The 14,036-nt window shown below is 74.5% G+C and carries 11 protein-coding genes; 7 read left to right on the forward strand and 4 right to left on the reverse strand.

What is annotated here, in order from left to right:
* Nucleotides 1-164: 164 nt before the first annotated feature.
* Complete coding sequence (locus tag ACIGG8_RS05270; protein WP_396545918.1) at nucleotides 165-1,268, forward strand: polyprenyl synthetase family protein; 1,104 nt, start codon at nucleotides 165-167, stop codon at nucleotides 1,266-1,268.
* 126 nt (nucleotides 1,269-1,394) lie between these two features.
* On the opposite strand, the gene ACIGG8_RS05275 is transcribed toward ACIGG8_RS05270, so the two are convergent.
* Nucleotides 1,395-2,042 (reverse strand): 2'-5' RNA ligase family protein, encoded by a 648-nt coding sequence (locus ACIGG8_RS05275; protein ID WP_396545919.1) that lies wholly within the window; start codon nucleotides 2,040-2,042, stop codon nucleotides 1,395-1,397.
* 228 nt (nucleotides 2,043-2,270) lie between these two features.
* On the opposite strand from ACIGG8_RS05275, the gene ACIGG8_RS05280 reads away from it, so the two are divergent.
* Nucleotides 2,271-3,254, forward strand: a complete 984-nt coding sequence (locus ACIGG8_RS05280) for a PQQ-binding-like beta-propeller repeat protein (RefSeq protein WP_396545920.1) — start codon at nucleotides 2,271-2,273, stop codon at nucleotides 3,252-3,254.
* Between the two features lie 120 nt (nucleotides 3,255-3,374).
* Here ACIGG8_RS05280 and ACIGG8_RS05285 read toward each other — a convergent pair whose 3' ends face one another.
* The gene (locus ACIGG8_RS05285; RefSeq protein ID WP_396545921.1) at nucleotides 3,375-5,627 is read right to left on the reverse strand and encodes a discoidin domain-containing protein; all 2,253 of its coding nucleotides are present in this window, start codon (nucleotides 5,625-5,627) and stop codon (nucleotides 3,375-3,377) included.
* 211 nt (nucleotides 5,628-5,838) lie between these two features.
* On the reverse strand, nucleotides 5,839-7,077 hold the full coding sequence (locus ACIGG8_RS05290; RefSeq protein ID WP_396545922.1) for an ROK family protein: 1,239 nt from the start codon (nucleotides 7,075-7,077) through the stop codon (nucleotides 5,839-5,841).
* Nucleotides 7,078-7,232: 155 nt separating this feature from the next.
* On the opposite strand from ACIGG8_RS05290, the gene ACIGG8_RS05295 reads away from it, so the two are divergent.
* The 4 genes from ACIGG8_RS05295 to ACIGG8_RS05310 all read left to right on the forward strand — a co-directional run bounded on the left by ACIGG8_RS05295 (nucleotide 7,233) and on the right by ACIGG8_RS05310 (nucleotide 11,838).
* A complete protein-coding gene (locus tag ACIGG8_RS05295; RefSeq protein ID WP_396545923.1) occupies nucleotides 7,233-8,537 on the forward strand; it encodes an ABC transporter substrate-binding protein in 1,305 nt (434 codons plus the stop codon).
* A gap of 1 nt (nucleotide 8,538) precedes the next feature.
* Nucleotides 8,539-9,555: a carbohydrate ABC transporter permease gene (locus ACIGG8_RS05300; RefSeq protein ID WP_396545924.1), complete on the forward strand. Its 1,017-nt coding sequence runs from the start codon at nucleotides 8,539-8,541 to the stop codon at nucleotides 9,553-9,555.
* Nucleotides 9,552-10,394, forward strand: a complete 843-nt coding sequence (locus ACIGG8_RS05305) for a carbohydrate ABC transporter permease (protein ID WP_396545925.1) — start codon at nucleotides 9,552-9,554, stop codon at nucleotides 10,392-10,394. The genes ACIGG8_RS05300 and ACIGG8_RS05305 overlap by 4 nt, the downstream gene beginning before the upstream one ends.
* A gap of 73 nt (nucleotides 10,395-10,467) precedes the next feature.
* Complete coding sequence (locus ACIGG8_RS05310) at nucleotides 10,468-11,838, forward strand: GH1 family beta-glucosidase (protein ID WP_396545926.1); 1,371 nt, start codon at nucleotides 10,468-10,470, stop codon at nucleotides 11,836-11,838.
* 27 nt (nucleotides 11,839-11,865) lie between these two features.
* Here ACIGG8_RS05310 and ACIGG8_RS05315 read toward each other — a convergent pair whose 3' ends face one another.
* A complete protein-coding gene (locus ACIGG8_RS05315; RefSeq protein ID WP_396545927.1) occupies nucleotides 11,866-13,023 on the reverse strand; it encodes a low temperature requirement protein A in 1,158 nt (385 codons plus the stop codon).
* A gap of 181 nt (nucleotides 13,024-13,204) precedes the next feature.
* Here ACIGG8_RS05315 and ACIGG8_RS05320 point away from each other — a divergent pair, with 181 nt between their 5' ends.
* Nucleotides 13,205-14,032 (forward strand): class I SAM-dependent methyltransferase, encoded by an 828-nt coding sequence (locus ACIGG8_RS05320; RefSeq protein ID WP_396545928.1) that lies wholly within the window; start codon nucleotides 13,205-13,207, stop codon nucleotides 14,030-14,032.
* Nucleotides 14,033-14,036 lie beyond the last annotated feature (4 nt).

The raw sequence follows: 14,036 nt of genomic DNA on the forward strand, positions 1-14,036 counted from the left end.
GTCGGGAGTCGTGCGACCGCGTTCCGTCCGGCGTCGCGTCGCGCGCCGCCCGGGAAGGACGGCCGACAGGCCGGGCATACGGATGACAGTGGTTCCGCGCCCGCGCCGTCCGCCGCCGCATCCACCGTCTTCCCGGCGCCCAACTCTATGGTGAGGAGATGGTCATGGCATCCACCGAGCCCGTCGTACCGTCCGCGGACAGTACGCCCGCCGGACAGCAGACCGCCCGTCAGCAGACCGCCGGGCAACAGGCCGCCGGGCAACAGGCCGCCGGGGCCGACCGGATCGGACACCACCTGGACCGGCTCTGCCCGCCCGCGCCCGCCGGGCTGGCCGTCTGGCTCCCGGACGGACACCGCAGCGGCCTGCCGGCCGACACGGCGCAGGCCCTCGACCGGCGGCTGCACCGGGCGCTCGCCGAACCGGTGCGGCACATGGTGGAGGCGGGCGGGCGGCGCTGGCGCCCCGCGCTGCTGCTGCAGATCGTCGACCTGCTCGGTGGTGACGGCGACCGCTTCGGCGTCCTGGCGGCCGCACTGGAACTGGCCCACACCGGCTCGCTGGTCGTGGACGACGTCCAGGACGGATCGGCGCTGCGCCGGGCGCGACCGGCCGCCCACGAGGTGTACGGCCTGCCCGCCGCCCTGACCGCCGGGACCAGCGCCTACTTCGCCTTCGACCGGGCCGTCGGGCTGTGCGCCCCCGACGACCCGGCACTGCAGGGCCGGATGCGCGAGGTCCTCCTCGCCGCGCTGCGGGCGGCCCACGCCGGGCAGGCCCTCGACATCCAGGGGCACCGCCGCGAGATGGACCAGGCGCTGGCGGCCGGCGACAGCGGCCCGCTGCGGAGGCTGGTGCTGGCCACCCACCGGCTGAAGTCCGGTGCCCTGGTGGGGGCGTGCTGCGAGATCGCCGCGATCGCGGCCGGCGCCGACGCGGCGGTGAGCCGGGCACTGCTGGACTGGGGGACGGCCGTCGGCACCGCCTACCAGATCGCCGACGACGTCGCCGACCTGCGCGGCGTCACGGACGACCGCGGCACCCTGACCAAGAACGTGGCCGAGGACCTGCGCAACGGCAAGGTCACCCTGCCGCTGGCGCACGCGGCCACCCTGCTCCCCCGCCCCGCCGCCGAGGCCCTGTGGACCGCGGTCCGCGACGGCGGCGCACCCGAGGCCGACATCCAAGCGGCCCGCGACGCCCTCCTGCGGTGCGGAGCCGTCACGGCGAGCGAACGCGACGCCGACCGGCTGTGCGCCGACGCCTGACGGACGCTCGCCCCGCTGCTGCCCGCCACCCCGGACACCGCCCGCCTCCATACCCTCGGCCACCACGCCGTCCACGCCCGCCGGCCCCGCTGATCCCGCTGGCGCTCCTCGGAAGCAGGCGACGGCCTACCCGTCGAGCCGGATGGTGGCGAGGGTGTCCCAGCAGATCCGCCGGCCGGGCAGGTCGGCACCGGGCACCGGGACGGATTGCCAGAACACCTCGTTGACGATGATCCGGCGCACCGTGAACGGGGCGTGGCCGGGCCGGACCCGGTGGACGGCCTGCGCCAGCTCGTCGGTGTCGGTGTCGGCGGCCGCGTAGGCGGCGGTGGTGTGCAGCACACCGAGCGGGTAGGCGGTGGAGTCCGGACCGAAGACACGGTGGACGGCGGCGCGGACGCGGTGCTGGAGGGCGGCGAGTTCGCCGTCGGGGTGGAGGTCGAGGCGGACTCCGGTGCGGTAGGCGATCGGCGATCCGGCCTGCAGGCGGAGCGGTCCGATCCCGGCCACCGAAACCAGCAACTCCTCGGCCAGCTCGCGGCGTTCGGCTTCGGTGAAGCTGTCGGCCGGGCCGGAGGTGACCATGTCGAGGGTGATGTGCGCGCGTTCGTCGGGCACCGGCACGACGGGGAAGCCGGCCAGGACCTTGCGCAGGTCGGCGAGGAGGGTGTGCAGGGCCGAACCGGGCGGCAGGTCCGGCAGTGCGTAGACCTGGAGGGCACGCAGGCCGTCCGGCCAGGGGGCGCGGCCGAAGGTGGGGTGGAAGGGCTTCATGTCGTCTCCTGGTGGTGCGGGATGCCCAGTGTCCGTGCTGCGCCCGCGCGCCGGGCCGGGCCGCGGCCGGATCACCCGAGTGGGTGACGGCGCGCGGTGGCGAGGCCGAGCTGCGCCATGCCCCGGGCCGCGGTCGGCTCGGGCACGGCCCGGGCGTATCCTGCTCGGTTCGCCTTCCGGCGGGCGCCGACGTGCGTCGGCCGGGTGGGGAGAGGGCGGGAGGCTGCGGTGGTCACGGAGTTGTGGGAGCGGGTGCTGCACCAGCGGGGCGCGTACTCGCAGTTGGCGCTCGCGGGTGAGCGGGTGGTGGTGCACGAGCGCCGCACCCGCCTGGTGTGCCTGGGGGCGGCGGACGGCACGCCGCTGTGGGACGTCCCGGCGGTGGCCTGGCCGCGGGCGCTGGTCGTCGTGGGCCGGCGGGTGCTCGTGCTGCCGCAGGACCGCGATGTGCTGGCCTGCCTCGCTCTCACCACGGGAGAGCTGCTCTGGCAGGCCGAGGTGGAGCACTGGACCGGTCAGGTCGCGGTCGCGGACGGCGTGGTGCTCGTCGGCGGCTGGCGCGGGTACACCCCGCTGGCGGCGTTCGACCTGACGGACGGTCGGCCGCTGTGGCGCAGCGGTTCGCGGGCGGCGACGGAGCGGCCGGTCGCCTGGGCGGGCGGGTTCCTGCTGGGCCACGGCGCCCGGGCCTGGCTGGTCGATCCGCGGGACGGCCGGGAGTCGGCGTCCTGGGAACTCCCCCGGCCGTTGACGGGTGCCGACGGGCGCCCCGTGTTCACGGTGGTGGACGCGGATCGCTGCGCGGTGGGCTGCGACGGGGGTGCGGTGGTGGTGCTCCGTGCCGACGGGCGGCGGCCCGAGCTGCTGATGACCCACGAGGGCCCGCTGCTGGGTGAGGCGCCGCTGCTCGTGGACGGGGTGCTGTGGCTGCGCGAGGTGCGGGCCGCCGGCGCCGGATACGTCGTGGTCGACCCGCTGGACGGTACCCGCCGGTGGCGGGCCGGCCTGGGCACCCCGGCGGCCCAGGGGGTGGTCGGGACGGCGGACGGGACGGTGCTCGCGTCGGAGGGCGGAAGGTTGTTCCGCCTGGACGCCGGGGGCGGGGTGGCCGGGCGGGAACGGCTCGGCGGCCGGATCGCGGCCGTGCACGACCTCGGTGCCGGGCGCTTGCTGACCGTCACCCGGAACAGCCTGCGGGCGTGGCGGCTCTGACGACGTGGAAGCACCGCTGCGGGGCTGCCACCCGAGGGCGGCAGCCCCGCGATCCGGACCCCGGCCATGAGCCACGGGCTACGGACTACGGGCTACGGGCCACGGGCTACGGGCTACGGGCTACGGGTAGGCCACCACCGTCGACGGCGTGGTCGAGCTGCCGGAGGTGGCGGCACCGGTGCCGTCGATGACGTGGTTGTACTGGCCCTTGCCGCCGAGCGAGACCACCAGCAGGTCGTGGAAGCGCACGCCCGCCCGGGTCGGCGCCTCGAAGCCGTGGTCCATCCGGATGGTCGGGTCCACGTTGAAGTAGCAGTAGCTCCCGAGCCCCCAGCCCTCGTGGGCGGTGACGTTGTCGTCGACCTTGTACGCGGCGAAGCCCAGCGTGGATCCGTTCTGGATCGCGGCCTGGTTCGGGGCGTCGTACGCCTTCTCGTTCTGGAAGAAGATCGTGCGGCCGCGTTCGCCGGACCACTCGACGTCGTACTTCTTGAAGTGTTCGACGAACAGCCCGGTGCCGAGCACGTCGGCGCCGCGGACCACGAGGCCGTAGTCGGCCGGGTTGACGTCCCAGCCGACGCCGGTGCCGTGGTCGGCCCGCCAGATCCAGGTGTGGTCCACGATCACGTCGTTGCTGTTGACGACGATGCCGGTGGTGGTGGCGCCGGCGCCCGCACCGCCGACCCGGACGAACACGTCCTGCAGGGTGGTCGGGTCGGCGGCGTGGCCGCCCTTGGCACCGTCCGGGCCGACCCGCACGAGGGCGTCCGACCGGACGGGCCCGGCGTCGACCAGCAGGCCCGCCAGCCGCACGCCGTCGACGTCGGCCACCTGCACGGCCGTCACCCCGTTGTCGGGGACGAGGGTCGCCAGGCCGAGGCCCAGCACCACGGTGTCGGGCCGGTTGATCGCGATCGGCCGGTCGAGGTGGTAGACGCCCGGGGTGAAGAGCAGGTCGAGACCCTGGGCCAGGGCCGCGTTGACGGTCGCGGCGCTCGCCCCCGGCTTGACGACGTAGAAGCGGCTGAGCGGGCGTGACTCGCCCTGCAGCGCGCCGTCCCAGGACACGCCCCGCGCGTTGCTGCGCCTGGCCGGCACGAAGACCTTGTAGTCGGCGCCGTCCAGGTAGAGGAAGGGCTTCTCGCGGGAGACCGGCGTGGTGTCCAGCGTGGTGTAGGGCGGGTTGGGGAAGCTCTGGGCCGGGGCGCCCTGGACGCCGGAGAAGACCTGGTTCCACACGCCGTTGGTGAACCCGCCGATCGCACTGTCGCGGGTGTACCACTGCTGCTGGGAGTAGTTGCCGACGGTGCCGTCGATCCTGCTGTCCGCGATGTAGCCGCCGCTGGCCCAGCCGTACCCGGCGGGCGAGAGGTCGAGGCCGCCCTTGACGTGCATGCGGCGGAACGGGGCCGCCTGGGCCACGGCCCAGCGGTCGGTGCCGCTGACCGGGTTGAGGGCGAGGTTCTCGGCGGAGCGCCAGAAGTTCTGGGTCGCGTTGCCGTTGAACCAGCCGGCGTCGACGGTGACGTCGCCGTTGACGGTGGTGTCGTCGGGCCTGAGCCCGAGACCGGCGACCGAGGTGTAGAAGCCGAGTTGGACGTTGAGGCCGGTGTAGGTGCCCGGCTTGAAGAGCAGCGCGTACCGGTCGGAGCCGAACTGGTCGGCCTCCTGCTGGTGGAAGATCCGGTCCACGGTGGCCTGGATGCCGGGCGTCGAGGGGTCGAAGACCAGCACGTCGGGCCCGAGGTCGCCGCCGCCCTGGACCGGGGGCACGTCGGAGGTGTTCACCCGGAACGCCCACAGGGAGTAGCCCCAGTTCGTGCCCCGGGCGAGCCCGGTCATCCGGACGTAGCGGCCGCTGCCGGCGAGGGGCACGGTCTCCGTCCCGCCGGTCCCGCTTCCGGTGCTGTACAGGGTGCGCCAGGACGCGCCGTCGTCCGAGACCTCGATCCGGTACGAACGCCCGTACGCGGCCTCCCAGTCGAGGCTGACGCGGCAGACCTGGCGGACCGCGCCGAGGTCGACCTGCAGCCACTGCGGGTCGCTGAAGGCCGAGGACCAGCGGGTCCCGGGGTCGCCGTCCACGGCCGCTCCCGCCGGGGTGCCCGCGTTCTCCGTGGAGGAGGCGACGGCCGGCCGGCCCTTCGCGGCGTCGTCGGTGCCGCAGTCGGCGGAGGCGGAACCGGAGCCGGAACCGGAGGACGAGCCGGAGGACGAGGCCGGAACCGCAGCCGGAGCCGCGGCGGGGGCCGGGCCGGGGCGGTGGCCGGCGGCGGACGCCGGAGCCGGCACCGCCAGGGCCGACACGAGGAACAGGAGCAGGCCCAGTACCGTGCCCGGTACCGAGCGCGGGCGTGCTGAAGAATGCCTCATCGGCATGTCCCTAGGTGAGGTGGGTGGGGGGTTCCGGTGGCGCGCGGCAGCGGCCCGTGGGGGATCGCCTCACCGGGCGGTCGGGGTTCACCGGGGATCGACTCGGGGACGTCGCCCGGGCAGCTGTACGCCGGGCCGTCCCTGACGGCGAGTCTCGGGCCGTCGTCCGGCCACTGTCAACCCGCCGGGCCGACTTTCCTCAGGGTGTGAACTATTCGCTGGTGTCGGAGAGATGCGAACGATCGGGGAGCTGCCCGCCGGAGTCCAGGAAGTCCGACAGCGGCAGGGTGGCGGCCCCCGTGGTGACCGCCTCCGGCCCCAGCGTCCCGAGGACGATCAGCGCGTGCTCGTACGGGAAGCGCAGCGCGTACCCGGTCGCCGCGGCGCGGATGCCGGGCAGCAGCCGGGGCCCGAGCAGCAGGCCCGCCCAGCCGCCGATCACGATCCGCTCGGGGTTGAACAGGTTGACCAGGTCCGCGATCCCCGCGCCGAGGTACTCGGCGGCCTCGTCGAGCAGTCCGACGGCGGCCGGCTCCCCCGCCTCCGCGGCCGCCAGCAGCGCCGCCAGCCCCGCCTTCTCGTCGCCGGGCGGGGCCGCCCCCCAGCGCTCGACCAGCGCCTCGGCCCCGACGTAGGCCTCCAGGCAGCCGCGGGCGCCGCAGCGGCAGCGGCGGCCGCCGACGTGCACCTTGGTGTGGCCCCACTCGCCCGCGCTGCTGGTGGCCCCCCGGTAGCGCGCGCCGTCGGCGATGACGCAGGCGCCGACGCCGGAGCCGACGAGCGCCACCACCGCGTGCCGGGCGCCGCGCCCGGCCCCGAACCACATCTCGGCCTGCCCGAGCGTCTTGGCGCCGTTGTCGACGAACAGCGGCAGGCCGGTGCCGGCGCGCAGCAGGCGGCCGAGCGGGACGGCGTCCCAGCCGACGGTCTGCCCGTGCACCACGATGCCCAGCCCGTCCGTGCCGGGCGCGCCCTGGTCGACGATGCCGGGCACGCCGACGCCGACGCCGAGCACCGCCTCGGGGGCGGTGCCGGTGCGGTCGAGCACGTCGGCCAGCCCGGCGAGGATCAGCTCCGCCACGTGGCCGGCGTCGCGGCCGCGGTCGGAGAGCGGAAGGTCGCCGGCGGCCAGTTCGGTGCGGGTCAGGTCGAACAGGGCCACCCGGACCTGGGTCTCGCCCACGTCGACGCCCACCAGCCGGAAGCGCCCGGCGGCGACCCTGAGCATGGTCCGCGGGCGGCCGCCGTCGGAGCCCACCGAGCCGCACTCCTCGATCAGGCCGTCGGCCAGCAGCTCGCCGGTCACGTTGCTGACCGAGCCCGCGCTGAGACCGGTGAGCGCGCCCAACTCCTGTCTGCTGAGCGGCCCGTCGAAGTAGAGCCTGCGCAGCACGGTGGCCCGGCTGCCCCTGCGCAGGTCGCGCACCGTGTTTCCGCCTCGCCCGGTCACGGGCACCCCTCCTGTCGGTTCGTCACTCACTGTCCGGTCCCTTGACGCGCAACGACCCGCAGCCGTTAAATCACGCCGTGAAGTAAGCCGCTGCCCAGGGTACTTCCCTTCGCCTTCCGTTTCCCCCGACGCTGTCCGAGAGGGGCGCCACCATCATGCCCAGCAGCCGCACCGCCGCGGCCACCGCCCTGGCCGCCGCACTGGTCCTCACCGCCACCGCCTGCGGCGGCCAGGGCGGCGGCGACAACAGCAGCCCCACGACGCTCACCTACTGGGCGTCCAACCAGGGCACCGGCCTGGACGACGACCGACGGGTCCTGGAGCCCGAGCTGAAGAGCTTCGAACAGCAGACGGGGATCAAGGTCAAGCTCGAAGTCATCCCCTGGTCAGACCTGCTGAACCGCATCCTCGCCGCGACGACCTCCGGCCAGGGCCCGGACGTCCTCAACATCGGCAACACCTGGTCCGCCTCGCTGCAGGCGACCGGCGCCCTGCTGCCCTTCGACGCGGCCGCGCTCGCCAAGGCCGGCGGCAGGGACCGCTTCCTGCCCTCCGCCCTCGCCTCCACCGGCGCGGCCGGCCGGGACCCGGCCGCCGTCCCGCTCTACTCGATGGCCTACGGCCTGTACTGGAACAAGCGGCTCTTCGCCGAGGCCGGGCTCGACCACCCGCCCGCGAGCTGGGAGGAACTGGTCGCCGACGGGCACCGGCTCACCTCCGGGGACCACTACGGCCTCGCGGTCGAGGGCGGGAACGTCTCCGAGAACGTCCACCACGCCTTCACCCTCGCCAAGCAGCACGGCGCCGACTTCTTCGACGCGGCCGGCAGGCCCGTCTTCGACGGCCCCGGCACGGTGGCCGCCGTCAAGCAGTACGTGGGGCTGCTCGGCACCGAGCGGATCGCCGCTCCGGGCAACGCCGAGTACGGCAACAACCAGTCCGTCGCCGACTTCGCCACCGGCCGGGCCGCGATGCTGATGTGGCAGTCCGCCGGGGCGAACCTCGCCTCGCACGGGATGAAACCCGAGGACTACGCCGTCGCGCCGGTCCCCGCACCCGCCGGCGCGAGCGGCGAACGGGCCACCACCTCCATGGTCGCCGGCATCAACCTCGCCGTCTTTCGCAACACCCACAACACCGACGGCGCACTGAAGTTCGTGAAGTTCATGACCGGCACCGACGAACAGATCCGGCTCAACCGGGCCTACGGCTCCATCCCGCCGGTCAAGGACGCCCAGGCCGACCCGGCCTTCGCCACGCCCGAGCTCAGGACCCTCGCCGACGTGCTCAGGACCAGCGCCGCGCCCCTCCCCCAGGTCACCGAGGAGAGCCAGTTCGAGACCCTGGTCGGCACCGCTGTGAAGAACCTGATGGGCGCCGCCGCCGCGGGCCGGCCCGTCACCGACGACGCAGTCCGGGCCGAACTCGCCAAGGCCCGGCAGCAGATGCCGGCGCACTGAGGTGTCCGACGCACCGGCCGTCCGCACCGGCCCCGACGCCCACCCGGGCCACCGCACCCGCCCCGACCGTGAGCCGAGTCCCGACCGGTCCGGCCGCCGCGCCCGCCGCCGCGCCGCACTGCCCTACGTCCTCCTCCTCCCCGCGCTCCTGCTCGAACTGCTCGTCCACCTGACGCCGATGGTCGTCGGCGCGGCGATGAGCTTCAAACAGCTCACCCAGTTCACCATCCGCGACTGGTCCACCGCGCCGTGGACCGGCCTCGGCAACTACCGGACGTCCGTGGACTTCCACGCCCCGGTGGGCCGCGCGCTGCTGCACTCCTTCTGGATCACCTGCGCCTTCACCGTCCTCACCGTCGGCCTGTCCTGGCTGATCGGCACCGTCGCCGCCGTACTGCTGCAGGACGCCTTCCGCGGGCGCGGGCTGCTGCGCGCCCTGTTCCTGCTGCCGTACGCGCTGCCGGTGTACGCGGCCGTCATCACCTGGTCGTTCGTCTTCCAGCGGGACACCGGTCTGCTCAACCACGTCCTGCACGACCAGCTGCACCTCGTCGACGACAAGCCCTTCTGGCTGCTCGGCGACCACAGCTTCGCCGCGCTGGTCACCGTCGCGGTCTGGCGCAGCTGGCCCTTCGCGTTCCTCACGCTCACCGCCGGCCTGCAGAACATCCCGCGCGAGCTGTACGAGGCCGCCGCCCTCGACGGCGCCGACGTCTGGCAGCAGATCCGCCGGATCACCCTGCCCTCGCTGCGCCCGGTCAACCTCGTCCTGGTGATCGTGCTGTTCCTGTGGACCTTCAACGACTTCAACACGCCCTACCTGCTGTTCGGCAGGTCCGCCCCGGAGGCCGCCGACCTCCTCTCCGTCCACATCTACCAGTCCTCGTTCGTCACCTGGAACTTCGGCGCGGGCTCCGCCATGTCGGTGCTCCTGCTGCTCTTCCTGCTGCTGGTGACGGCCGGCTACCTGCTGCTCGCCTCCCGCCGGAGGACCCCGGGCCGAAGGAGTGCGCGATGATCGGGGCGTCCGCGTCCTTCCGGTGGCTGCGCCGGTTCCTGCTCACCGGGTTGGCGGTCTTCGCCGCCACTCCGGTGCTGGTGATGCTCTCCAGCTCGCTCAAGCCCCTCCAGGACGTCCAGGGCCCGTTCCGGTGGATCCCCAGCACCCTGACTCTGCGGCCCTACCTGGACATCTGGCACACCGTCCCGCTCGGCCGATACCTCGTCAACTCCCTGATCGTGGCTGCTGGTTCGACGGTCTGCTCGGTGCTGGTCGCGGTGCTCGCCGGGTACACGGTGAGCCGGTACCGCTTCCGCGGGCGCCGGCTGTTCACCGTCACGGTGCTGTCCACCCAGATGTTCCCGGGCATCCTGTTCCTGCTGCCGCTGTTCCTCATCTTCGTCAACGTGGGCAACGCGACCGGGGTGGCGCTGTACGGCAGCCGCGGCGGTCTGATCCTCACCTACCTCACCTTCTCGCTGCCGTTCTCGATCTGGATGCTGGTCGGGTACTTCGACTCCGTCCCCCGCGACCTGGACGAGGCGGCCCTGGTGGACGGCTGCGGGCCGGTGCGGGCGCTGGTGCGGATCATCGTGCCGGCGGCGCTCCCGGGCATCGTGGCGGTCGCCGTGTACGCCTTCATGACCGCGTGGGGCGAGGTGCTGTTCGCCTCCGTCCTCACCGACGACCGGACCCGCACGCTGGCCGTCGGCCTCCAGGGCTACGCGACGCTCGGCGACGTCTACTGGAACCAGGTGATGGCCGCCTCTCTGGTGGTGAGCGTGCCCGTCGTCGCCGGGTTCCTGCTGCTCCAGCGCTTCCTGGTGGCCGGCCTGACCGCCGGAGCCGTCAAATGACCGGATCCGCCGGCCCGGTCCCCGCCCCCGCCTCCGCCCCTCACCCTCCCCTCGCCCGCCGAAAGGCAACCCCGTGACCGACCTCAGCGCCCTGCCCGCGGACTTCCTGTTCGGGGCCGCCACCGCCGCCTACCAGATCGAGGGCTCGGCGGACGCCGACGGACGCGCACCGTCCATCTGGGACACCTTCTCGCACACCCCCGGCCGGATCGTCGGCGGCGACACCGGCGACACGGCCTGCGACCACTACCGCCGCTGGCCCGAGGACGTCGCCCTGATGCGCTCCCTCGGGCTGGACGCCTACCGCTTCTCGATCGCCTGGCCGCGCGTGGTGCCCCTGGCGGACGGCCGGGTCAACCCCGCGGGCCTGGACTTCTACGACCGGCTCGTGGACGGCCTGCTCGCGGCCGGCATCGTCCCGTTCCCGACGCTCTACCACTGGGACCTCCCGCAGGCCCAGCAGGACCGCGGGGGCTGGCCGGCCCGCTCCACCGCGGAACGCTTCGCCGAGTACGCGGCCGCGGTCGGCGAACGGCTCGGCGACCGCGTCACCTACTGGGCCACCCTCAACGAACCGCTCTGCTCCGCCTGGATCGGGCACCTGGACGGCACGATGGCCCCCGGCCTGACCGACCTCACCGCGGCCGTCCGGGCCTCCTACCACCTCCACCTCGGCCACGGCCTGGCGGTCCGGGCGCTGCGCGAGACCGTGCCCGGCGCACGGATCGGCATCGTCAACAACCTCAGCCCGATCGAGCCGGCGAGCGGCTCGCCGGCCGACCGGGCCGCCGCCGCCCGCGCCGACGGCCACGTCAACCGCTGGTGGCTCGATCCCGTCCTCGGCCGCGGCTACCCGGCGGACATGCGGGCCGAGTACGGCGTCGACCTGCCCGTCCGCGACGGCGACCTCGACCTGATCGCCGCACCGCTCGACTGGCTCGGCCTCAACTACTACTTCCGGCAGATCGTCGCCGACGACCCCGGCGGCCCGGCCCCCCGGTTCCGCCAGGTGCCCGGCCCCAACCCGCGGCACACGGCCATGCCGTGGGAGGTCCACGCACCGGGCCTGGAACAGCTGCTGCTGCGGCTGACCCACGACTACGGCGTTCGACGGATCTTCGTCACCGAGAACGGCTCCGCCTATCAGGACACCGTCGGGCCGGACGGCGGCGTGCACGACCCCGAGCGCACCGCGTTCCTCCGGGAGCACCTGTCGGCCTGCGCCCGGGCCGCCGCCCGGGGAGCGGGCCCGGCCGGGTACTTCGCCTGGTCGCTGCTGGACAACTTCGAGTGGGCGTACGGCTACGACAAGCGGTTCGGCCTGGTGCACGTCGACTACCCCACCCAGCGGCGCACCGTGAAGACCAGCGGCCGCCGCTACGCCGAACTGATCGCCGCCCACCGCGGCCGGGGCGGCGGCGGGGCCCCCGGCACGCCGCACTGACCGCGCCTCACCCGCCGGGCCCGCGGCTCACCCCGCCCGGGCCCGGCTCCGGACCCGCTGGGCGGCCAGGGCGGTGAGCGCGAGGACCACGGCCGCCGCGACACCGACCGCGCCCCAGGCGGGCAGCAGGACGGACGCGGGCAGCAGGGCCGCGAGGACGAGCACCAGGCTCGGTCCGTACCAGTCGAGCACGGTGCGGGCCGGGTCGCCGTAGCGCAGCGAGATCGCCGCGTTGGCGGTGTAGAAGGCGAGGACCCCGCCGCACAGCGCCCAGCGGGCGCCCGGCGGGAGGTGGTCGTCGGGGTCGGCCACGGCGGTGCCGAGCGCGCCCGACAGCACCGTGATGCCGGCGATCAGCACGAACGGCAGGTACATCACGGTGTCCCGGATCGCCGTGTCGGCGCCGCCCGACCGGGCCCGGTCGAGCCCGCGGGCGGCGCTCTCGGTGCCCCAGCGGAAGAAGGCCAGGGCCAGCTCGGCGACGACCGCGAAGCCGAGGAAGGCGGCGGCCGCCGAGGCGCCGGTGAAGTGGTCGGCGAGGGTGGAGACCACGGTGAAGACGCTCTCGCCGAGCACGATCACCACGAACAGGCCGATCCGCTCGACCAGGTGCTCGATCGACATCCGCTCGTAGAACGTCGCGGTCACCCCGGCCCGGACCGCCAGCAGCGTGGCCTCCAGGGCGATCCCGAGGCCCCACAGCACGAACCGCTCGGGGCTCGGCAGCGCGGCCGACACCCCCCAGATCACGGCCGGCGCCAGGCAGTACGCCATCGGGCGCCACAGCGGCAGCGGGTTGTCCCGGTGGCGGGCGTGCCCCCACCAGATGCCGAACAGCCCGAGGCGCACCCAGGCCGCGCCGAGCGCGTACGCCCACGCCCGGTCACCCAGCCCCTCGGGCGCGGCGGCCGCCATCAGGCCGAGTCCGGGCATCGCCCCGAGCAGCACGGCCTGCATGCGCGGCGCGGCCGACCCGAAGACGTTGACCGTCACCATCAGGTTCGCCCAGGCCCACCACGCCGGGAAGAACAGGACGAGGAACGTGCCGAAGTCACCGGCGTCCGGGTCGCCGTGCAGCCCGTGGGCGAGGACCGCGACCGTCACCACGAACACCAGGTCGAAGAACAGCTCGAACCAGCCGGCCCGGTGCTCCTCGCCGTCCACCGGCGCCGTGCTCTCGCTCACGGGCCCCACTCTGCCCCCGGGCGGCGCGCCGCGTGCGCCGACGCGGCCGTTCGGGTGGGATCGCGGCGGCGGACGGTTGCGGACCACCGCGGGTGGGACGCACGGGTGACAGCCCGTCGACGACGGGCCGAGCGGTGGACTGACGGGACGGCTCCGCCCCGTCCCCCGGAGAGGAGCCCCAGTGGACGAACGACCGGCGGACCGCGCCGCACCGGACGACGGACGGTACGGAACGGGCCTCTTCGCGCCCGACGAAACGGGTGAGGGCGAGCGCATCGACTACGGCGCGCTGGCCTACGACGCGACGACCCGGGCCCGGCTGACCGCCCTCGGCGTCGGTCCGGGGTGGCGCTGCCTGGACGTCGGCGCCGGCACCGGCACGATCAGCCGCTGGCTGGCCGAGGAGGCCGGCGTCGACGAGGTCCTGGCCCTCGACCGGGACCCGCGGTTCGTCCGGGCCCGCCCGGACGGCCGGCTGCGCACGGCGACGGCGGACGTCACCGACCCGGCGCTGGCACCCGGCTCGTTCGACCTGGTCCACTGCCGGTTCGTCCTGATGCACCTGCCCGGGCACGCCGAGGTGCTGGCGCGCCTGGCCGACTGGGTGGCGCCCGGCGGCTGGCTGGTCGTCGGCGACGCCGTCGACCTGACCACGGCGCACTCGCCGCAGCCCGCCTACCGGCACGCCATGGCCGCCATGTGGCAGGCGCTGCGCGAGCGGATCGGCACCGACATCACCTGGGTGACCCGCTACCCGCAGCTCCTGCGGGGGCTGGGCCTGCAGGAGGTCGGCGCCGAGGTGCACGTGCCGCCGCTGACCCCCGACGCGCCCGTCACCGCCTTCTGGCGGACCACCTGGCTCAGCATGCGCGAGGCCCTGGAGGCCGGGACCGCCCTGGAGCCGGGCGAACTCGACCGGGCCCTCGCCTACCTGTCCTCCCCCGAGCTCGCCGACCTCTCCCCCGGCATGATCACCGCCTGGGGGCGCCGCCCGGCCGCCACGGGCTGAACCG

The sequence above is a fragment of the Kitasatospora sp. NPDC085464 genome, from assembly GCF_044541955.1.
Lineage (GTDB): Bacteria > Actinomycetota > Actinomycetes > Streptomycetales > Streptomycetaceae > Kitasatospora.